This window comes from Brachybacterium kimchii (assembly GCF_023373525.1).
Lineage (GTDB): Bacteria > Actinomycetota > Actinomycetes > Actinomycetales > Dermabacteraceae > Brachybacterium > Brachybacterium kimchii.
The window spans coordinates 3,018,613-3,039,822 of record NZ_CP097218.1 but is presented as its reverse complement, the minus strand read 5'-3'; the positions used below and the strand labels follow the sequence as shown (position 1 = coordinate 3,039,822).

The 21,210-nt window shown below is 70.9% G+C and carries 13 protein-coding genes; 7 read left to right on the top strand and 6 right to left on the bottom strand.

Annotation, left to right across the window (positions count from 1 at the left end; genetic code table 11):
- Window positions 1-38 precede the first annotated feature (38 nt).
- On the top strand, window positions 39-1,994 hold the full coding sequence (locus tag M4486_RS13890; RefSeq protein WP_249477833.1) for a ParB/RepB/Spo0J family partition protein: 1,956 nt from the start codon (window positions 39-41) through the stop codon (window positions 1,992-1,994).
- A 2,573-nt stretch (window positions 1,995-4,567) separates the two neighbouring features.
- Here the strand turns inward: M4486_RS13890 and M4486_RS13885 are convergent.
- From M4486_RS13885 to M4486_RS13860, 6 genes are all read right to left on the bottom strand, one after another.
- The gene (locus M4486_RS13885; protein WP_249477832.1) at window positions 4,568-5,212 is read right to left on the bottom strand and encodes a TlpA family protein disulfide reductase; all 645 of its coding nucleotides are present in this window, start codon (window positions 5,210-5,212) and stop codon (window positions 4,568-4,570) included.
- On the bottom strand, window positions 5,196-6,278 hold the full coding sequence (gene trxB, locus M4486_RS13880) for a thioredoxin-disulfide reductase (RefSeq protein WP_249477831.1): 1,083 nt from the start codon (window positions 6,276-6,278) through the stop codon (window positions 5,196-5,198). Before trxB ends, M4486_RS13885 begins: the two co-directional genes overlap by 17 nt.
- Before the next feature lie 97 nt (window positions 6,279-6,375).
- Window positions 6,376-6,930, bottom strand: a complete 555-nt coding sequence (locus M4486_RS13875; RefSeq protein WP_249477830.1) for a hypothetical protein — start codon at window positions 6,928-6,930, stop codon at window positions 6,376-6,378.
- Window positions 6,927-9,443: a protein kinase family protein gene (locus M4486_RS13870; protein ID WP_249477829.1), complete on the bottom strand. Its 2,517-nt coding sequence runs from the start codon at window positions 9,441-9,443 to the stop codon at window positions 6,927-6,929. Before M4486_RS13870 ends, M4486_RS13875 begins: the two co-directional genes overlap by 4 nt.
- 42 nt (window positions 9,444-9,485) lie before the next feature.
- Entirely contained in the window at window positions 9,486-11,660 is a 2,175-nt protein-coding gene (gene murJ / locus M4486_RS13865) for a murein biosynthesis integral membrane protein MurJ (protein ID WP_249477828.1), read from the bottom strand.
- Window positions 11,657-14,113 (bottom strand): DUF6049 family protein, encoded by a 2,457-nt coding sequence (locus M4486_RS13860; protein WP_249477827.1) that lies wholly within the window; start codon window positions 14,111-14,113, stop codon window positions 11,657-11,659. Before M4486_RS13860 ends, murJ begins: the two co-directional genes overlap by 4 nt.
- Window positions 14,114-14,333: 220 nt before the next feature.
- Here M4486_RS13860 and M4486_RS13855 point away from each other — a divergent pair, with 220 nt between their 5' ends.
- The 6 genes from M4486_RS13855 to rplI all read left to right on the top strand — a co-directional run bounded on the left by M4486_RS13855 (window position 14,334) and on the right by rplI (window position 20,950).
- Complete coding sequence (locus M4486_RS13855) at window positions 14,334-15,743, top strand: CCA tRNA nucleotidyltransferase (protein WP_249481147.1); 1,410 nt, start codon at window positions 14,334-14,336, stop codon at window positions 15,741-15,743.
- A gap of 275 nt (window positions 15,744-16,018) precedes the next feature.
- Window positions 16,019-18,820, top strand: coding sequence for a transglycosylase domain-containing protein (locus M4486_RS13850; RefSeq protein WP_249477826.1), 2,802 nt, complete (start codon window positions 16,019-16,021; stop codon window positions 18,818-18,820).
- Between the two features lie 228 nt (window positions 18,821-19,048).
- Complete coding sequence (rpsF, locus tag M4486_RS13845; protein ID WP_228359647.1) at window positions 19,049-19,339, top strand: 30S ribosomal protein S6; 291 nt, start codon at window positions 19,049-19,051, stop codon at window positions 19,337-19,339.
- 146 nt (window positions 19,340-19,485) lie between these two features.
- Window positions 19,486-20,064, top strand: coding sequence for a single-stranded DNA-binding protein (locus tag M4486_RS13840; protein ID WP_152353951.1), 579 nt, complete (start codon window positions 19,486-19,488; stop codon window positions 20,062-20,064).
- 164 nt (window positions 20,065-20,228) lie between these two features.
- Window positions 20,229-20,465 (top strand): 30S ribosomal protein S18, encoded by a 237-nt coding sequence (gene rpsR / locus M4486_RS13835; protein WP_152353950.1) that lies wholly within the window; start codon window positions 20,229-20,231, stop codon window positions 20,463-20,465.
- Between the two features lie 17 nt (window positions 20,466-20,482).
- Complete coding sequence (rplI, locus tag M4486_RS13830; protein WP_152353949.1) at window positions 20,483-20,950, top strand: 50S ribosomal protein L9; 468 nt, start codon at window positions 20,483-20,485, stop codon at window positions 20,948-20,950.
- The last annotated feature ends 260 nt before the right edge of the window (window positions 20,951-21,210 follow it).

Genomic DNA, 21,210 nt, shown 5'->3' with positions numbered 1-21,210 from the left:
CCGGAGGCCCGCACGATCACTGAGCAGTGAGGACGGACATGACGCAGAAGCGAGGACTCGGACGCGGTCTGGGTGCGCTGATCCCCGGGGGGTCGACGCCTCCCGCCGAGCAGCCTCTGCGCACGCGCAGCCATCCGCGCACGTCCGCCGAGCCCGGGGAGAGCGGAGCATCCACTCGCCCCGTCGACATGTTCTTCTCCGGCGATCCGACGGACGGACAGTCCTCCGAGCGCACCCGCGCCGCGCGCGGGGACATCGCCGGCGACATGGCGCGCGATGCGCGTGAGCGCCGCGCGGCCTCCCGCACCCCCCGCTCCTCCCGCGCCCGCGGCGGTGTGGCAGCTCGCAGTGTCGCCTCCCCCTCGGAGGCGCCGGTGCAGGAGGCTCCGGTGCAGGACGCTCCCGCAGGGACGGACGGCGCCGACGAGTCGGCCGAGGCGGTGACGTCCACGGCCCCGGGATCGAGCGCGAAGTCGTCGACCGAGAAGTCGTCCACCACGAAGTCCACGTCCAAGGCCCCCGCGACCAAGAAGCCCACGGCCAAGAAGCCTTCGGCGTCGAAGGCCGCACCGTCGAAGTCCTCTTCCTCGAAGACCTCCTCCTCGAAGAGCAGCTCGGCCAAGAGCCCCTCCGCGAAGGATGCCGCATCCGCCTCCGGATCCACCACCGGAGCGGCGAAGCCGGCGTCGGACGCGTCCGCGAAGGGTTCTGCGGAGAGTGCTTCCGCGCAGCCGAAGAGCTCACGATCCACGCGGTCCACGGCGTCGGCGAAGCGGTCCGGCGCTTCCACGAAGTCCCCCGCGGCTCCTACGTCCACGGACCATGCCGACGAGGAGAAGCCGCAGCAGAGCGCTGAGGACGGCGCGCAGCCGACCTCGAAGGTCAGCGCCCCTGCGCGCGAGGAGAGCGCCCCGCTGGACGGCACCGCTGCGGGGGCCGTCGAGCCGCCGCGCGAGGACAGTCCGGTCGTGGACGTCGAGCCCGGCCACCGATTCCCCGCTCACGAGGAGAGCGTGCAGACGTCGCCTCAGCCCGAAGACCCCACGGACGCCCCCGCCGGCCCGGCAGCGGGCACCGATGACGGTCTCGAGCCCGACAATGAGGAGGACGACTCCCTCGACGGCGGCGACGCGGACGACCAGAGGGGACTCATGCCGGTCCCCGGTGCCGAGTTCGCCGAGATCCCGATCCACGAGGTCCGGGAGAACCCGCGCAATCCCCGTACGGACTTCGACGATGACCAGCTCGACGAGCTCGCGTTCTCTCTGCGCGAGGTCGGCGTGCTGCAGCCGGTCGTGGTGCGCCCCATCCCCGTCACCGACGATGGCGAGTCCTTCGAGCTCGTCATGGGTGAGCGGCGTTGGCGTGCCGCCCGTCGCGCCGGGCTCGCGACGATCCCCGCGATCATCCGTGCCACCAGCGACGATGACCTGCTGCGGGACGCTCTGCTGGAGAACCTCCACCGGTCGCAGCTGAATCCTCTGGAAGAGGCTGCGGCCTATCAGCAGCTCCTCGAGGACTTCGGCTGCACTCAGGACGAGCTCGCCGATCGCATCGGGCGCTCTCGTCCCCAGATCTCGAACACGCTGCGTCTGATGCGCCTTCCGGCCCTCGTGCAGCGGCGCCTGGCCAGCGGTGCGCTCTCCGCGGGCCATGCGCGTGCTCTCCTCGCGGTCGAGGATCCGCGCCTGCAGGAGGAGCTCGCGCAGCGCGTCGTCGCGGATGGGCTCTCCGTGCGGGAGACCGAGCGTCTCGCCTCGCGCGGGACCGAGCCGGCGGCGAACCGCCCCGCTCCCCGACGCACGAGCTACAATCCGCGCGTGGTCGACCTGACCAGCCGACTGTCGAACCGCCTGGAAGCCCCCGTGAAGATCGACGTGGGCAAGCGCAAGGGTCGCATCACGATGGAGTTCTCGAACCTCGACGACCTCGAGCGCCTCGCGGCGAAGATCGGCCTGGACCTCGGCGAGGCCTTCGGCTCGCAGGAGAGCTGAGGACCTCCGAGCCTTCTCCACGACGAAGCCCTCCCCGTTCCGAGCGGGGAGGGCTTCGTCGTTCCCGCCGTGAAACGTGCAGAGACGTGCGGTGCACCCGAGCGTGGGGCCGGGTGGGGCTCTCAGGGCCGACCGATGGGAGGCGTGGTGCGGACATGTCACGACGTGACCGCACCTGGGGTCACAAGAGTCGCTCAAGTCTTGTGAAGTGAGCTGCGGGCTGCCCAGGACCTGTGGTCTTGCGGGCCGTGATCGCCACAGTATGTACCACGGTGGGGTAATACAAAGGGTCGATTCCTGGAGCGCGAGTGCGTCCGCAGTGCCCAGACTGTATTCCCGTGGGCTTCCACATGTGTGGACGTGGCTGTGGAAAGAGGGCCCAGCATGGAGTCTCGTGGAGTGGTTGTGTGGCGGACATCGTGTTCCACGTGGAACGGGATCGGCACTCCGTTGCCGTGCACTGGGCTGGTGCCGCGGATGCTTCGCGGTACCGCGCTGCCGTGTGCCTGGAGGAAGACCCAACGTCAGTCGCCCGCTACCCCTGATGCGGGATGAACGGGAGCGGGAGCGTGGGTTTCTCGTGAAACTCTCCCCCTGGATTCGGCGTTCGCTCGGCTTCTCCGAGCACGTGAACCGCATCGCGCGCTGGGGCGCCCCGTGCGCTGCTTCACGTGAAACCTTCGGGTGGCTCCCACTGCTGAGTGCTGCGGATGCGAGATGCGGCGGCGCGACGTTCCATGTGAAACCCGGCGTAGTGAAAGCATGTTGAAGGGACCCGCGCGTATGGTGCCCTACTCTTCGAGGCTTCACGCCACTGCTTCGCGTTGTGGCGACCGTACGCGACTACCGTAGCTGCCCTGAACCTGGAGGGCCGCCGCCTGAGAGCGAGCGGTTGCACGTGAAACCTACGCAAGTGGCGGAGCTGAACCACGTGTTCGATTGCTGAAGGCTGACGTTTGCTCGAGGTGAATGGGTGCGTTGCACGTGAAACCAACGCAAGTATGAAGAGCTGAGCTCGGCGTCAGTTTGCTGAGAACGGGTTCCGCTTGGTGCGAGTAGACGCGTTGCACGTGGAACCTACGGCCTCGCAGACCGGAGCAACCCGTCGCGGAAGGCGCAGCGGCGCGACAGACCTAGGACTGGGACGCGCGTTTCACGTGCAACACTCGTGGCGCGCGACGCACTCGCTATTGGGTTCAGTGCCGGCGGGAACGTCCTGTCCATGCAGCGCGCATCATTGCGACTCGAGGGAGACTCTCCTGATTGCGTGACGCGAGCGACGGCGCGAAGAGAAGCGTGTGGCCGAGTACCCCCTTGCTCGCACGGCTGACGTGCTGCGCGCGACGGGCATGTTTCCCGTGAAACGCTCCCACCAAGGGCCGATGTGACAGGAGGAGGCGTCGTCGCTTTCGCGCATCGCCGCGACAGTTCGTCGCGAACGCCCTCCGGTGTTCCACGTGGAACGGGGATCACCGCTGCGGGAGACTGTGTCCGCCCTCCCTTTCAACACCGCTCCCAGGAGCATGCACAGACGGCACGTCGGAGTCGTTCCACGTGGAACGAGGCCCGGGAAAGTCTCGTGACCTGCACGTTTGTCTCCCCGTCACCGACTTGATGGGTGCGAGAAAGATGCGGTCTGAGAGACGACGTCGGCTGGGGCGACACCAAGCACCTCCACTTCTGTGCGATCTCCCCGCCGAGCTTGGAGGGGTGGAACGACGTGGACGAGCACACACATCGCTTCACGTGAAACAAGAAGACTTGGCCAAGGATCCGGGTTCGTCGGCTGTTGCCAGAGGCTGCATGCGTCCTCGGGGAGGGCGACGCTACCTGCAGAAATCTCCTGGGAGAGACAGCCCGCATTGGGCGGGTGCCGCGAAGGGTCGGCAGTGGAAGTCAAAGTCGTTGACTCGAACTCCGGGCGCTCAGAAGGACGAGGCCAGGCAGAGTCACCCCGATGATTCATGTTTCGCGTGGAACCCCAGCCGACGAACCGGTACACGCAGGCCTGAGAGCAGCAAGCCCACGACAGCACTGGACTGGGGTGAAGCTGGTGGTGCGGTCGGACGGTTTCGCGTGGAAATGCACACTGTGCACGAGCATGTGGACAAAGCGCCTACAGCCGCGCAGATCGGTGGACGTGCGGGTGGACAAACGCTCGAGCCACAATGGGATCTGCGTCACACTTGTTGACACGCCGCAATAAACCAACAGGTCAGAAACCTAAAGCGCCTTCACTGCAGGCCGTAGCGGGAGACGCTGTGGCTGCGCCACACCGACGGCTGCTGTGGATAACTGTGTGGAGAAGTAGGCCCGGGGCTGTGGACAACGATGTGGAGATGTGTGGATCGGGGCATCGGTCTCGGTATCAGTGCTCGTGAGCTCGGCGTGGCGATGCACGAGTCCCGGAACTGCTCGGTGTCGTGCATCGGGCGCCCCGATGGGGCACCTTCGTGAAACACGTGCTCTCTGACGAGTCGACGCCCACGAGATCGGCGGAAGCTCACCGGATCAGCTGTCGTGAGATCGCCTGTGAGGCATATCGGAAGTGCCCGGCGGGCTCACGTCTGCAGTCAGGCCCGGTCCTCGGCGCTCGGACGACTTCGATGACCATTACTCTCCGCAGCGCCGGCTTCGGATCCGAGAGCGTACGGAGGCCCCGCCGTGCGCTCAGGTGCGTCGGGATGATCCACGAGGGCGAGGATCTCGAGTTTCGGCACTGCTCCGACGCGACGTGCGACCTCGCGCCAGTCCCCGCCCAGCACCAGTCCCGGGCCGTCCAGACTCTCCCCCGCGAGCGCGCCGGCAGCGACGGGGCCGTCGTCTGGATCATTCGGCATGACCTGGACGTGCGGCGGCGGCTCGCCCTTTCGCGCCTCGGGGTGCAGAAGGATCCAGGTGGGCAGCTGCTCCACCGCGAGGCGTGCCAGCAGAGGAATGCCCGCATCGCCCCCCGACGTACCGACCACTGCATCGTCGACGGGGTCGTCTCCTGCATCGCGGGCGCTCTCGGAGGTGCCGTCGGATCTGTTGATGCCGGTGCGGTGAGCCGGCGCCGCATCGGCGTCGAGGACCAGGGGAAGGACCCGCTCTCCCCACCTGCGCTGCAACTCCTGCAGCAGGGTGCGCGCGGGACGGCACGGGAGACACCACGAGGCCGTCACCAGGACGATGACGGCCTCGGGGTGAAGCGTGCGGGTCTCAGGCCTCGCGGGCACCGGCGGTCGCGAGCTGCTCGGGCTCGTCATCCTGCAGGGCGAGCCAGCGCTCGGCGTCGAGGGCCGCCTGGCATCCGCTGCCGGCGGCCGTGATGGCCTGGCGGTAGGTGTGGTCCACGACGTCGCCCGCCGCGAACACGCCCTCGACCGAGGTATGCGTCGTACGACCCTGGACCACGATGTAGCCCTGCTCGTCGAGCTCGACCTTGTCGCGGAAGAGCGCGGAGCGCGGCTCGTGGCCGATCGCCTCGAACACGGCGGAGGTCGGCAGCGTGCGCTCCTCCCCGGTCGCGGTGTCCTTGACCGTCACGGACTCGACCTGCTCCTGGCCGTTGATCCCGACGACCTGAGCGTTCCACGCGAAGTCGAGCTTGGGATCGTTCTCGGCCCGTCGGGCCATGATCTTCGAGGCGCGCAGGGCGTCGCGGCGGTGCACGAGCGTCACCTTCGTGGCGTAGCGGGTGAGGAACGTGGCCTCCTCGACCGCGCTGTCGCCGCCGCCGACGACCACGATCTCCTTGTCCTTGAAGAAGAAGCCGTCGCAGGTCGCGCACCAGCTGACGCCCTTGCCGGAGAGGCGCTTCTCGTCCTCGATGCCGAGCTCGCGGTACGCCGAGCCCGTCGCGATGATCAGCGAGCGGCCCCGGTAGACCGTGCCGTCCTCCAGGGTGACCGTCTTGACCGGGCCCTCGAGCTGCACGTCGACCGCGTCCTCGAAGATGATCTCCGCGCCGAAGCGCTCGGCCTGCTCCTGCATGGTCCCCATCAGCTCGGGGCCCATGATGCCGGTGGCGAAGCCCGGGTAGTTCTCGACATCGGTCGTCGTCATGAGGGCGCCGCCCGCATCGAGCGCACCCGCGATGACGACGGGGTGCATCTCGGCGCGCGCCGCGTAGATCGCCGCGGTGTAGCCGGCGGGGCCGGAGCCGACGACGAGGACCTCGTGGACGGTGTCATCTCCCGAGGAGCCGCCGGCCGGAGAGGCGGCCGGTGCCGTGGTCTTCGCGGCGGGCGCGGCGGATCCGGCGCCGCCGAGGATGTTGAGCGCCTGGATGGGCTGGGTCATGGATGGGTCCTTCCGATGTGGAGCAGGCGTCGAGGTCGGGCAGCGACGCGGGGGTCAGACGGGAGCGGGGCGGTCCGCTGGGCGGTGGATGGGGCGGTCAGACGCTGCCGATGTTCGTCGACCCGTTCCACACCAGCGTCCCCGCGGCGTCGGCGTTCTCGGTGCCGCAGGTGGGACGGACCACGGTGATCTGCACGATCCCGCCGTTCGCCCGCAGGGAATCGCGCTGGTAGGGGCCGTGCACGATCATCCAGTACTGACCGGAGTCCGCTCCCCATTCGATCTCCTCCATCACGATCGGCGCGTCCGTGACGCCCTGCTGCTCGAGGCACCGGTTGAGGTCGAAGGTCGCCGGCGCCTGGAACGTGCCGCCCGAGGCGACCAGTCGCTGCGCCTCGCTCCCCAAGGTGCTCTCTGTGAGAACGGGCAGACCCGAGGAATTCTTCCCGGGTGCGTTGCCCGTCTCAGGGGACGACGCCGCGCTGCCGCGCGCCACCTCGGTGGTCGACTGCTGGAGGGCCTCGGAGAGCATGAGCCCGATGAGGGATGCGAGCACGAGCGCGAGAACCACCACCCAGGTCTTCACGCCCTGGCCGGACGTCGGCCCGGGCCCGGCACCCGGGCGCCGATGGCGGATCCCGGGCGCGGTCATTCCGCCTTGATCTCCTGGATGCGGGCACGGAAGCCGTCGCCGGTGGTGCTGCTGGGCAGCTCCGCGATCCACAGCTCCACACCGTCGGCCTGGACGGGCTCATCCAGGGTGAACTCGACGTCCCCGCCGTCGGTGAACTCGCCGTCGCCGAGCTTGTCGCCGCGGCTGCCGTCCTCCTTCAGGGCGTACAGCTCCATCGAGCCGCCCTCGGTATCGGCCGTGCTCACGGTGATCTTCTTCAGCGTTGAGGTCTTCTCGAAGGGCAGCTTGATGCCGATGCCGTCCTTCAGACCGGAGTAGTCCGCGCTCTGGTAGATCTTCGAGGACCAGTATGAGTCCTTCGACCCGTCCGTCAGGCGACTCGAATCCTCGGAGTGGTCCGCATTGCCGTTGCCGCCCTCGGCGAAGATCTCGGGCTCGCCGAAGGTGGGAGGCGGGCCCTCGGTCGCCGACTCCGTGGTCTCGGTGGGCTGGACCTGCGCGTTCGTCTTCGATTCGGTGGGCGCGGGCTGCGTCGTCGCCTTCTCGTTCGGACCCGTGGCCGCCTCGCGCAGACCCGAGGTGACACTCGTGATCGCGAAGACCAGGGCGATGATCACGACGAGAGCGGCGCCGATGAGGATCCACTGCGTCTGCCGGGAGCGCTGCTCGTCGGGCTCCGCCGTGGTGGTGTACACGTTCGAGCTGTCCTCGGCGCTCATCGCGACACCCACGACGTCGCGCACGAGCGCGCTGCCCCGGTGAGGCGTCGCCGCCCAGGCGTCCTGGTCCTCGTCGCCGTAGGTGACAGGGCGCCCGCGCACGATGATCGGCCCGGGTGAGGCGTCCTCCTCCTCCACGGGAGTCTGTGCGACGGAGTCCGTCCACGAGGCCTCGTCCGCATCGCGGGAGGTGCCGGGCAGCACGGCTCCGCGGCCCGCCGCCGCCGGCGGGATAGTGGCCGCGGCCAGCGGGTTCTCCTTCTCCTGGACATCCAGGTGCCCGGGGAAGGCGGCCTTGTTGCGAGTCTCGGAGAGGTGCAGGTCGCGCACGAACTCCGCGGCCTCGGTGCCCGTGGTGTCCTCGGGCGGGGCCTCGGCGGCGGCCGCGTCCTGCGAGCCGGGCGCTGCCGACGGAGAGGCGCTGGGATCCGCCGACGACGCACCGGTCGTGCTCGGCTCGGAGCCGTTCTTCGTGGTCGCAGTCGTGTCGGCGGGCGTCGCACCCTTCGTGCCGGCGCCTGCGCTCGCGTCGCCGGTGGTCGTACCCGCGCCGCCGGAGGTCGAGTCCGATCCGCCGGCCGCCGCTCCCGCGGCGCCTGCTGCGGCACCGGTGGCCGCTCCCGCGGCGGCCGCGCGGCGGGCGGTGCGGCTCGTGTGCACCTTCTCGATGTCGGCGCGCGGCTCCTGGTCGAGGTCGAGGCGTCCTGCGGAGCCCTCGTGCGCGGATCGGGCACTCGCATCGCCGGAGGCGCCCGAAGAGGGTGTGCTCGAATCCTCCGCCGGATCCTGCTCAGCGGACGCCGAGGAGGAAGCGTTCTCGGCTCCGGTCGACGGGCTCGCCGCGTCGGCACCGTTCGGGGCCGCGACGGGGGCCGCCTGTGCGGCTGCCGCGGCGTCGCGTGCGCCGGCGGTGGTCGACTGCGCGTCCCGGGACGCGCGCGTGGGGTCCTGGGGGTCGTAGGCCTCGAGCGTGACGGGGATGGACTGCCAGGGCTCGAGCTCGGCGATGAGGTCGCGCGTGGTCTCCGGCACGGGCTGATCGCCCTCGGTGAGCACGAGCTCGCACAGCATGTCGAGATCCTGCGGGATGTTCCGCGTGCTGATCCGCGACGGGCGGGGCAGGGGCCCGTCGGCGGCCGACGGGGAGGCGCCCGTGAGCGCCCGGTACAGCAGCGCGACCAGCGCGGTCACGTCCAGGAACGAGGCGAGGCGGCCGTCGTGCTCGGCGTCGTGATGGGCGGCGGCCTCGACGCCGACGCCCAGCACCGCCACCTCCCCGCTCGCGGTGTCCACGAAGACCCGGTTGGAGTCGAGGTGCTGATGGCGCAGCCCGCGGCGGCGGGCGGCCTCGAGCCCCGATGCGGCCTCGCCGATGATCGACCGTGCAGTCTCCGGGCGCAGCGCACCCTGGGCGAACAGCGCGGCGAGGGGCGGTGCCGGCGGGGCCGGGTACTCGACGACGGTCAGCGGAGCGCCCGTGCTCGCGGCCCCGAAGCCCTCACCGGAATCCCCCTGGGACGCAGCGCCGGAGGCGCCGTCGGCCGATCCCTCGCCGGTCCCGCGCGGATCCCCGAACACGGTCACGTCCAGCACCGGGAGCAGGCGCGGGTTCTCCACGAGGTAGGCGCGGCGCGCGGCGTCGGCGACCTCGAGGGCGAGGTCCCCGTGGACCATGAACAGGGTGACGAGCTCACCGGAGCGCACGGAGCGGGCGCGATGCCAGGACGCGCCCTCGGCGACTCCCGACAGCGGGATCTTCGCCTCGACGCTCCAGCGCTCGCGCACCGCGTGCTCGTGGTGTCGTTCGTTCACCTGTGTCCGTCCCTCTCCGACATCCTGATGCCCTGCGGCCTGTCACATGCTACGGGTGCCCGCTGACCGGCGGCCGCCACCGGGCATCCGCGCGCGCACCATCGCCATCAGCGATCGCAGCTCCTCGACGCGCAGCGCCCACGCGACCGCCACGAACACGGCGCTCGCCACCGCCCCGACGACCAGACCGAGGACGACGGTGAGCACGCGGTTCGTCCACATCGCCCCGCCCATCAGCGCGACCAGACCGTCGCCCACCAGGAAGGCCACGACGGCCGCCACGAGCAGCCGGCCCAGCAGCAGCATCGCCTTCGCGCCGCCGTCCAGCGAGGCCCCGAGCTCACGGGCTCGCCGCCGCAGCATCCACTGCCCGTACGCCCAGCCGACGACGTTGCCGAGCGACACCACGAGCGCCGCCGTCGCCGCCTGCCAGTGCGGATCCACGAACAGCAGCACCGGCGCCACGCCCAGCAGGGGAAGCGCCGAGGTCGGGATCTGCATCCAGAAGGGGGCGCGAGCATCCTCGTACGCGTAGAAAGCGCGCTTGGTCAGGTAGTTCGCGGAGAACGGCACCAGTCCCAGCATGTACGCGGCGAGGACCCACGCGCTCGCCTGCGCCCCGGCGACGCTCGAACCGCCGTCGATGACCCACATGATCGGGCCGGCCAGGGCGATGAACACGGCAGCGCACAGCATCATCGGCACCGCGAGGATCCGGTTGGTCTGCTGATACCGGTGCAGGGCGCGCTCGTGGTCCCCCTCCGAGGCGCTGCGCGAGATCGAGGGGAACGCGGCGGTGACCAGGGTGACCGCGAGGATCCCCTGCGGGATCATGAAGACCGTGTAGGCCCAGTCCATCGTGCCCAGGCCCGGGTAGAGTCTCGAGGCGTCGGTGCCCTGGCTGGCCTCGGCCGCCTCCACGGCGCCGCCCACGCTCCAGCGCCCGGCGTACAGCGCGAGCTGGCCGACGATCAGCATCCCGAGGCTCCACATGCCGATGCGGCTGAGCTTGCCCAGGCCCAGACCGCGGAACCCCCACTTCGGGCGCAGCTTCAGCCCGAGCTTGCGCACGAAGTACCAGAGGAAGACGACCTGGATCGCGGAGCCGCCCACGTTCATCGCGGCCAGGGCGACGACCATCGGCACGGTCCAGGCCGTCGGATCGCCCTGCCTGCCCCAGATCGCGAGGAAGATCAGCGCGCCGACGATCGCGACCAGGTTGTTGAGCACAGGAGCCCACTGGTAGGGCCCGAAGGAGTCGTGCGCGTTCAGCAGCTGGCCGAGCATCAGGTAGAGCGCCGAGAACAGGATCTGCGGCATCATCCAGTACACGAGCTGCACGGCCAGGGCGTAGGTGTCCGGCGGCAGCGAGCCGTTGGTGAGCACCATGAGCAGCGGCGCGAGCGCCATCGCGAGCAGGGTCACCCCGCCCGCGGCGACCGTGACCAGGGTGAACAGTCGCGAGGTGAAGTCGCTGCCGCGGTCGGGACGCTTCGCGGCCCGCACGATCGCGGGCACCAGGATCGCGTTGAGCGTGCCGCCGCCGATCATGATCCAGATCGTGTTGGGCACGACGTTCGCGGAGCTGAACGCGCTGCCCACGGAGCTGCTGATGCCCAGGAACATGGCGCCGAACAGGAAGTTGCGCACGAACCCGAGCGCGCGGGAGACCGTCGAGCCCAGGGCCATCACGGCGGTCGCGCGCATGAGCCGCGCGCGGGTGCTGGTGAGCTTCGGGGCCGGTGCGTCGGCCGTGTCGTCCGCACCGTCGGTCGTGCTGCGCGCACCGTCAGGGGGGCCGCCGGCACCGTCGGTCGGGCCGTCACCGCTGCCGCCGTCGGGGCTCCTGCCGCTCTCCGCCTCGGGGCCGGCGGACGTGCCGGCGCGCCTCCTCGCCCCGGCTGCGGAGCCGGTGGCGATCTGCTCGGTGATCGGGTCGAGCGACCCCGTCGTCTCGTCGAGGGTCGCGACCGCTCGTTCGAGGTCGGCCGCGTGCGCAGCGGCCGCATCGTCGGAGACCGGCGCGGTGCGGCGCGCGGGAGGCGGAGTGCGCGAGGAGAAGACCTCAGCCGAGTCGGAGCTCGGGGCGGCGGGCGTCGGTGCGGGAGCCGGCGTGGCCTGCGCGGCGGGTCGTGCCGGGGCCGGGCGGGGCCGGGCGCGGGGAGGGCCCGGCCGCAGATGCCGCGGCCGGTGCTGGATGCGTCGTGGTGCGCTCATGGTTTCTCCTCGTCGGCCGCATCCCCTGCGGCCTCCCCCTCGCCGTCGTCCGTCAGCTCTGCCGCGGCGGCACGGCGGCGCGAGCCCGTGCGCCGGGCCCGCAGCACGCCCACCACCACGAGCACGCCCATGGCGCCCACCAGCACCATGGTCGTCCAGTTCTCCCATGCCGGGTTCACGCTCAGCGGGACCGACACGGGTGCGGCGAGCTCCTCCCCGTCCTCCGAGCGGACGGTGGAGGTGAGGGTCACGGTCCCGTTCGCGATCGCGTCGATCGGGACCGTCACCTCCTTCTTCTGCCGCGCGGGCACCTCGACCGTGGTGGGCTCGCCCACCCGCACGATCGGCCGGTCCGTGCTCACCTCGACCTTCACCGTGATCGGGCTGTCCAGGTCGTTGGTCACCGTGATCGGCACGCCCGCCGAGTCGGAGACCAGGTTGTAGCCGGAGGCGGGCACCACGTGGATGGCCTCGCGCATGGCCGCGACGTCCTTCTGCGCGGTCTTCGCGCGCCGGGACGCCTCGTCATGGTCCTTCGCGAGCGTCGTCGAGGTCGTGGTGAGGATCAGCGTGCGCGTCGCGGAGAACGGGGCGTCGTCCTCGGCGACCGCGGCGACGGTGCTCATCGAGCGCAGCGAGCGCTGCAGGGACTGCAGGGTGCCCGTGTCGACCTCGTCGCGGGAGCGGGCGCGCGGCAGGTGCGCCCAGGTGCCGTCCTCGCCGGGGCCCGACGGGCGCACGTCGTCCGCGTCGAGCTCGCCGAGCGCGTAGAGGCCGTCGCCCTCGGTGCCCGTGTCGGTCACCATGTCGCCGCCCTCCGCCGCGTCCAGCAGGTCGGAGACGGGCGCCTGCGTCATCCAGGGCGCGTCGTCGAGGGCGTCGAGGGTCGAGGAGACGGCGCCCGCGTCCATGTCCTCCCCGAGCTGCGGGGCGATGAGGACCTGGCGCTGCGTGCTCGACTGCTCCGAGGCGATCACGGCGGTCTCCGCGAGGATCCGCTGGCGCACCTGCTGCACGTCCTCGCCCGTGCGCAGCTCGGAGACCTCGTCCGACAGCGTCGGGTCCGGCGCCAGCACGGGCACGGTCCGGTCGCCCGCGGTGAAGGTGCCGACCGAGGACGGCGTCACCGTCCCCACCGGGTCGGCGCGCAGAGACGAGGAAGGCACCACGAGGAGATCGGCGCCGCTGGTCACGGCCTGCGAGAGGGTCTTCCCGCTCGCCTCCTCGCCCGGGATCGACACGGCCTCGCCGAGCGGGTCGATGTGCGCGTCCTCCCACACCTTCTCGCTGCGCGCCGCGAGCGCGTCGGAGAGGTCCGTGGTGCCGGCCTGCTCGAGCCCGATCGTGTCCGACTGGGCGTACGGGAGCCCGATCACGTCGCGGTCCTTCGCCCCCGAGGTGAGGGTGTCGGCCAGGTGCTTCGTGGCGTCCGGCGTCGTGAAGCGCGCGGGCGGGGTCTGCGCGGAGTCGCCGTCGTCCCCGGCGTCGTCCCCGTCCTCCGCGTCCGCCGAGGAGTCGGAGCCCGACGACCCCGAGCCCGAGGAGTCGCCGGCATCGGCGTCCGAGAGCGCCGGCGGATCCAGCAGCGCGGGATCCAGCATCCAGTCCACGTCGTCGCGCGCGGCGAGGCCCTCGAGATCCTTGAGCCGGCCGCTCTCGGCCGACGCCTCGTAGGCGTCGGGATCGCTGACGGCGGCGCCGGGGTCGCTCGCGGACAGCGGCAGCAGCACGCTCCCGGCGATCTTCGCGTCGGCGTCGTCGGGCCGCCACACGGTGAAGGAGCGCAGGGAGGCCAGGGGGCCGTCGGCATCGGTGGCAGTCACCGACAGGCGCCGTGCGCCCCACAGGTAGGAGGCGGTGGAGAGGCCCAGGTCATCGGCGTCGACCGAGAGGGTGAACTCGGCGGAGTCGCCCGCGTCGAGGCTCGCCGGGCCCTCCTCGGTGGTGGCCGGGACGCCGTAGGTGTCCGGGCCGTCCTGCTGCTGCCACTGCGCGAGCGTGCGCCGGTCCGTGACGCGATCGGTGCGCACCCGCAGCTCCAGGGCGGGATCCTCGATCGCCGTCGTGCCGCGGTTGGTCAGCCGCACGGTGAGCGTGAGCTTCCCCCCGGGCTTGAGGGCGACGTCCCCGCCGTCGACCAGGTCGAGGCTCACTCCGCCGGTCGCCTCGGGCTCCGCCGGCTGAGGGGCCGAGGGCCGGGCGCTCGAGGAGGAGGCAGAGGCCGACGAGGCGGTGGCCCGCGTGCTCGAGGTCTGCCCGGTCGACGCGGACTGCGAGCTGGCCGATGCGGACTTCGAGCCTGTGACCTGGGCGATCGCGGGCCCCGTGGGCATCAGGAGCGCCGGGGCGAGGGCGATCAGCGCCACCAGCAGGAGCCGCGGGGCGGCCGTTGCGAGGGCCCTGGGTCCGGGGAGCGGCGCGCGCGGGCGCACGGACGGGCTCGGCTCGGACATGGGGACACTGTATGCGGCCGATACGGTAGAGCCCGGCAGGTGACCGGGCCTGCCGCGAGATCTCCACAGGGCATCCCTCACGGCCGTCGGCCCCTCGGAGCCCTCGCCCCGGGATCTCGGCTCCCTGCGCCCCTGACATGACAGGACTTCCGTGACCGACCCGCAGCACCCCGACGAGCGCGCCGCTCGTCTCACGGCCGCGCGCACCCGCGCGGCCTCGATGTTCCAGGCTCTGCCTGCACCCATCCACGAGCTCGGACGCCTCTTCGAGGAGGCCGGGCAGGAGCTTGCGCTCGTCGGCGGTCCCGTGAGGGACGCGGTGCTGGGCCGCTCGAGCGCCGACCTGGACTTCACGACCTCCGCGCGGCCCGACGAGACGGAGGCCGTGCTGCGGCGCTGGACGCACGGCGGTGCGATCTGGGACATGGGCCGTGAGTTCGGGACGCTCGGCGCGACCCGCGACGGCGTCAAGGTCGAGATCACGACCTATCGCACCGAGTCCTACGACCCCACCAGCCGCAAGCCCGAGGTGGCCTTCGGCGACACCCTCGCGGGCGACCTCTCGCGCCGCGACTTCACGGTCAACGCGATGGCCGTGCGCCTGCCCTCCCTCGAGTTCGTGGACCCCTTCGACGGCCTGCACGACCTCGCCGGCGAACTGCTGCGCACGCCCGTCGAGCCCGCCCAGTCCTTCGACGACGACCCGCTGCGGATGATGCGCGCCGTGCGCTTCGTCTCGCAGCTCGGCTTCACCATCGAGGACCGGACCGCCGCGGCGATCCGGGGGCTCGCCGGGCGCATCGAGATCGTCTCCGCCGAGAGGACCCGCGACGAGCTCGTGAAGCTCCTGGTGGGGGCGCACCCGCGCCGCGGCCTCGAGCTCATGGTCGACCTGGGCCTCGCCGAGCACGTGCTGCCCGAGCTGCCCGCCCTGCGCCTCGAGCGGGACGAGCACCACCATCACAAGGACGTCTACGAGCACACGCTCACCGTGCTCGACCAGGCCATCGACCTCGAGAGCCCCGAGGGGTCGGGCGGCCCCTGCGAGAGCCCGGACCTGGTGCTGCGGCTCTCGGCGATCATGCACGACGTGGGCAAGCCCGCGACCCGCCGCTTCGAGCCCGGCGGGCTGGTGACCTTCCGCTTCCACGAGACCGTGGGCGCCCGCATGACCGCCAAGCGCATGAAGAAGCTCGCCTTCGACAAGGACACGACGAAGGCCGTCGCCCGACTGGTCGAGCTCCACCTGCGCTTCCACGGCTACGCGGACTCCGGCTGGACCGATTCGGCCGTGCGCCGCTACGTCACCGACGCCGGTCCGCTGCTGCAGCACCTGCACCGCCTCACCCGCGCCGACGTCACCACCCGCAACCGTCGCAAGGCCCGCGCGCTCGCCCGCGCCTATGACGACCTCGAGGAGCGCATCGACGACCTCGCCGCCCGCGAGGAGATCGAGAAGATCCGCCCCGACCTCGACGGCAACCGGATCATGCAGGTCCTGGGGATCCCGCCGGGGCGCGAGGTCGGCGAGGCCTACGCCTTCCTCCTCGAGGAGCGCATGGAGCACGGCCCCCTCGGTGAGGACGAGGCCGAACGCCGGCTGCGCGCCTGGTGGGAGGATCGCGGGTGAACGCTGCGAGCGAGCGCTGAGCGGGGCCGCACCGACGGTGACGCGACGCCGGCCGGGACCCCGCTCCGAGCGGCTGTGGCATGGGCCACCCGCACCTCTCCTCACCTGGACGGGCGGGGTGAAGGGCGTGTGATGGTCACCGCCGGGGCGTTCCCATCCGCGCGTGCTCGTGCGGATACTGGAGGACTGCGACGCCGTGCCCATCGGCGCCTCGCCCCCGGACGCCTGCCCCAGGCGCTCCGGGATGCCCTGGAGTCGAGCCGTCAGGAGCAGCTGTGAGCGATTCTCGTGGACCCTCGCGTCCGTCGTCCGGATCCGGACGCGACGGCGGTTCCGGCACAGGCCGGTCCCGCGGCGCCGGCGACGGCGCCTCCTCGGCGCGCAAGCAGTTCCCGGGCGCTCAGGGCCGCAGCCGTACGAACGGCGCGGGCGCGGGCAAGGGCGCGGGGAAGTCCTCGGGCAGGAGCGCCGGCGCGGGATCAGCCGCCGGCCGATCCGCGAACGAGGGCTCGCCCAAGGGCACCAGCCGCACCGCACGCCGCGCCGGCACCGCCGGGGCCGGCGCCGCGGGCGCGAGCGGCGCAGCGAAGAACGGCGCAGCGAAGAACGGGACCGCGAAGAGCGGGACCGCGAAGCGCAGCACCTCGGCCGCGGCCGGCTCGGGCCGCGGCGGACGCGGGGGTCGTGGGACGGCCAAGCGCACAGGTCTGGCCGCCGCGCTGAACTACCCGCGCGCCGGCAAGAAGGGCCCGCTGCGCTGGCTCCCCTCGCTGCGCATGTTCGGCGGCGCCATCGCGCTGATCGTGCTGCTGGGTCTGGGCGGAGCCGTCTGGCTCTACAACTCGACCGACGTCCCCCAGGCCGACGACGTCGCCGTCGCCCAGACCACGCGCGTCTACTTCTCCGACGGCAAGACCGAGATGGGGCAGTTCTCCGAGGTCAACCGCACGATCCTGCCCAATGACGAGATCCCGCAGACGGTGAAGGACGCGGTCGTCGCGAGCGAGGACACCACCTTCTACGAGAACCGCGGCGTGTCCCCGAAGGGCATCGTGCGCGCACTCTGGAACAACCTGAAGGGCGGCTCCCGCCAGGGCGGATCGACCATCACCCAGCAGTACGTGGAGCGGTACTACACGGGCACCACCACCTCCTACACCGGCAAGGTGAAGGAGATGATCATGGCGCTCAAGGCCGACCAGGAGCTCAGCAAGGACGAGATCCTCTCCCGCTACCTCAACACCATCTACTTCGGGCGCGGCGCCTACGGCATCCAGGCCGCCTCCGAGGCCTACTTCGGCAAGGACGCGAAGGACCTCGACGAGTCCGAGGCGGCGCTGCTGGTGGCCGTGATCCCGGCACCCTCGGCCTACGACCCCGCGAACGACAAGGAGGCGTCGGCCAAGAAGTGGGACCGCGTGATCACCCGCGAGGTGAACATGACCGGCTCCCTCACCGAGGAGCAGGCCGACAAGCTCGAGTTCCCCGAGACCTCGAAGAACAAGCAGCAGAACTACCTCGAGGGCACCAACGGCTACCTGCTGATGATGGTGCGCAGCGAGCTCGAGCGCGAGGGCTTCACCGAGGAGGAGATCAACACCGGCGGGTACAAGATCGTCTCCACGGTCTCCAAGAAGGACCAGGACATCACCGTCGACACCATCGACGGGCTGAAGGACGAGGGCCGGCCCGACGCCAACCGCGTGGGCACGATGTCGATCGACCCCGATTCCGGCGCGATCACCGCGATGTACGGCGGCCCCGACTTCGTGAAGCAGTCGATCAACGACGCCACCCAGTCGCGCATGCAGGCCGGCTCGATCTTCAAGACGTTCGCCCTGGTCGCGGGCCTCGAGAACGGCTACGGCCTGAACTCGACCTGGGACGGCAACTCGCCGCGCACCTTCGGCGGCTGGACGGTGAACAACTTCGGCCACACCTCCTACGGCCCGATCAGTCTCCGGCAGGCGACCACGAACTCGGTGAACACCGCGTACGCCGGGCTGAACGTCGCCATGGGGCCCGAGAAGACCCGCAAGATGGCGGTCCAGCTGGGAATCCCCGAGAAGACCCCGGGTCTGGACGACAACGCGAACAACGTGCTGGGCAGCGCCTCGCCGACGGTCCGCGAGATGGCCGAGGCGTACGCGACGATCGCCGCCAAGGGCGTCCACCACCAGTCCTACATCGTGGACTCCGTGTCCAACCCCGACGGCTCCGACGAGTACGAGCACAAGGACAGCTCGAAGCGCGTGCTCGACGAGAAGGTCGCGATCAACGCGACCGTGGCCCTGCAGGGCCCGCCGTCCACCGGCTCGGCCCGCAGCGTCGCCGGCGTGATGGGCGGTCGCCCCGTCGCCGGCAAGACCGGCACCTCCGAGAGCTTCAAGTCGGCCTGGTTCGTGGGCTTCACCCCGCAGATGGTGACCGCGGTCGGTATGTTCCAGCCCTCCGAGGACGGCAAGAGCGAGGAGCAGCTCACCCCGTTCGGCGGCGTCTCCAGCATGACCGGCGGCTCGTGGCCGGCGACGATCTGGGGCCGCATCATGTCCCAGACCCTCGAGGGCGAGCCCATCGAGCAGTTCGACGGCGAGGTCGTCCTGGACAACCAGAAGTCCTCCGCGGGCAACGCCACCAAGGCGCCCGTCACGCAGGCCCCGCAGACGAAGGCCCCGACCACCACGCAGGCACCCACCACGGAGGAGCCCAGCAAGGAGCCGACCGAGGAGCCCAGCGACGAGGAGTCCTCGAAGACCGAGAAGCCGACCGAGGAGGAGTCCTCGAAGACCGAGAAGCCCACTGAGGAGGAGTCCTCGAAGACCGAGAAGCCCACGGACAAGGAGTCCGACAAGGACGACTCGGACAAGGGCAAGGACGACTCGAAGGACTCCGACAAGGACAAGGGCGGGGACTCCGACAAGAGCACGGGCGACTCGGGCGACTCGAAGGACTCCGGCGACAAGAGCGGGGACTCCGGGGACGACAAGGGTTCGGGCGACAAGAGCACGGGCGACTCGGGCAAGGGCTCGGGCGACAAGAGCACGGGCAAGGACTCCGACTCGGACGACTCCAAGTAGGCCACAGAGGACGACGGCGAGTGAGCCGGGGCGCCTGAGGGCCCGGGGCCCGTCGGCGGCCCGTCCCTGTGATCCCCCGCGCACGCCGCGCACCGGCCTGGCGGGCCTGCGCACGCCCGGGTAGTCTTGGCTGGTCTGTGCCGCGATCCGAGCGGCCCGGACAGCATGGAACCCTCCTGCCACGGAAGTCCCGTGGCCGCTGAGACCACAGGAGGTGGGTACTCGAACATGCGCAAGTACGAGATGGTCGTCATCCTCGACCCTTCGATCGACGAGCGGACCGTCGGCACCACTTTTGAGAAGCTCGTGCAGGTCATCCCTGCCGAAGGCGGAACCATCGACGAGGTGGACGTCTGGGGCAAGCGGAAGTTCGCCTACGAGATCCAGAAGAAGTCCGAGGGCGTGTACGTCGTCCTGTCCTTCACCGCGAAGTCGGAGACCGCCAAGGAGCTCGACCGCCAGCTCGGACTCAACGAGTCCGTCCTGCGCACGAAGCTCATGCGTCTCGACGCGAAGTGATCCGCGAGAGCTGACAGGCCCGTCGGCCGCAGAATCCCCGGACCCCGCAGACAGGGGACCCCGGACCCGCAGCCGCATGACGGAGCCGACGTCGGCTCGCCGCACCCCACCCCCGCACGAGAGCACCCGGAGATCAGGAGCAGAGCATGGCCAATGACACGATCATCACGGTGGTCGGGAACCTGACGGCCGATCCCGAGCTGCGCTTCACGCAGTCCGGCGTCGCCGTGGCCTCCTTCACCATCGCCTCCACCCCCCGCACGTTCAACCGCCAGTCGAACCAGTGGGAGGACGGCGAGGCCCTGTTCCTGCGCTGCTCGCTGTGGCGCGACGCCGCCGAGAACGCGGCGGAGTCCCTCGAGAAGGGCACCCGCGTGGTCGCGCAGGGCCGCCTCAAGCAGCGCTCCTTCACCGACCGCGAGGGCAACAACCGCACCTCGATCGAGCTGGACGTCGACGAGATCGGCCCGTCCCTGCGCTACGCCACCGCGAAGGCCAACAAGGTCCAGCGCGGCGGCGGCGGAGGATTCAACGGCGGCGGTCAGCGCGGCGGCCAGGGCGGCCAGGGCAACCAGGGCGGCGGCTTCGGCGGCCCCCAGGGCGGCCAGGGCGGCGGCTTCTCCGGAGGCGGCCAGGGCGGCTACGGCGGGAACCAGGGCGGCGGCGCCGACCAGGACCCGTGGGCCGGCGGCAACCAGGGCGGGTACGACGACCCGCCGTTCTGATCCCGAGGGATCCGCGCTGATCACCCGAGGGTGACCGGAGGCGGGACCGAGGGGTCGACGGACGGACGCGTCCCCGACCACTGCAGGGCAGGCGCCCTGCGCACACACCATTCACCCATCCCGGGGAGACCCGGGCTCCGCATCAAGGAACAAGGAGCACCACGATGGCCAAGCCTGTTCTTCGCAAGCCGAAGAAGAAGCAGAACCCGCTGAAGGCAGCGGGCGTCGAGTCGATCGACTACAAGGACGCAGCCCTGCTGCGCAAGTTCATCTCCGACCGCGGCAAGATCCGCGCGCGTCGGGTCACCGGCGTGTCCGTGCAGGAGCAGCGCAAGATCGCGAAGGCCGTGAAGAACGCCCGCGAGATCGCCCTGCTGCCCTACTCGACCTCCGGTCGCTGAGCGAGGAAGGCACACACATGACCACCAAGCTCATCCTCACCAACGAGGTCACCGGCCTCGGCACCGCGGGCGACGTCGTCGACGTCAAGGACGGCTACGCGCGCAACTTCCTGCTGCCGCGCAAGCTCGCCACCCCGTGGACCGACGGCGGCCAGCGCCAGCTCGACCAGATCCGCTCCGCGCGCAGCAAGCGCGCCGTGGCGAGCCTGGAGGAGGCGCAGTCGCTCAAGGCCGTGCTCGAGTCGAAGCCCGTCGTCGTCTCCGAGCGCGCCGGCACCAACGGCCGTCTCTTCGGCGCCGTGACCTCCAAGGAGGTCGCCGACGCCGTGAAGACCGCGTTCGACCGCGACATCGACCGCCGCTCCGTCGAGTTCACGACTCCCATCAAGTCGCTCGGCGAGTACAAGGCGACCGTGCGTCTGCACGAGGACGTCTTCGCGAACCTGGTCGTCCAGGCCGTCGCCGCCAAGGGCGCCGCGAAGTGACCCCCTCCGTCGCGGCCTGAGCCGCGACGTGCGAAGCGCCCCGCCTCCGAGCAATCGGAGGCGGGGCGCTTCACGTGTGCGGGCGGGGTGCGGGGTGCGGGGCGCTGGCAGGTGCGGGCGGGGCCGCGGCGTCGCCGACCGGCATATAGCGAGCATGTCTGCCGCATGAGGCAGAGATGTCGCGCATACGCCGTCGCATGACGCGATGCGCGCCCGGGAAGCGCCAGGGGCCCCGAGGACGACCGCGCCACCCCGTGTGG

Excerpts from the sequence above, each read along its gene's own strand:
- M4486_RS13860 (WP_249477827.1), bottom strand. The coding sequence starts at position 14,113 with ATGTCCGAGCCGAGCCCGTCCGTGCGCCCGCGCGCGCCGCTCCCCGGA.
- M4486_RS13855 (WP_249481147.1), top strand. The coding sequence starts at position 14,334 with ATGTTCCAGGCTCTGCCTGCACCCATCCACGAGCTCGGACGCCTCTTC.
- M4486_RS13875 (WP_249477830.1), bottom strand. The coding sequence starts at position 6,930 with ATGACCGCGCCCGGGATCCGCCATCGGCGCCCGGGTGCCGGGCCCGGG.
- rplI (WP_152353949.1), top strand. The coding sequence starts at position 20,483 with ATGACCACCAAGCTCATCCTCACCAACGAGGTCACCGGCCTCGGCACC.
- trxB (WP_249477831.1), bottom strand. The coding sequence starts at position 6,278 with ATGACCCAGCCCATCCAGGCGCTCAACATCCTCGGCGGCGCCGGATCC.
- M4486_RS13890 (WP_249477833.1), top strand. The coding sequence starts at position 39 with ATGACGCAGAAGCGAGGACTCGGACGCGGTCTGGGTGCGCTGATCCCC.
- M4486_RS13840 (WP_152353951.1), top strand. The coding sequence starts at position 19,486 with ATGGCCAATGACACGATCATCACGGTGGTCGGGAACCTGACGGCCGAT.
- rpsF (WP_228359647.1), top strand. The coding sequence starts at position 19,049 with ATGCGCAAGTACGAGATGGTCGTCATCCTCGACCCTTCGATCGACGAG.
- rpsR (WP_152353950.1), top strand. The coding sequence starts at position 20,229 with ATGGCCAAGCCTGTTCTTCGCAAGCCGAAGAAGAAGCAGAACCCGCTG.
- murJ (WP_249477828.1), bottom strand. The coding sequence starts at position 11,660 with ATGAGCGCACCACGACGCATCCAGCACCGGCCGCGGCATCTGCGGCCG.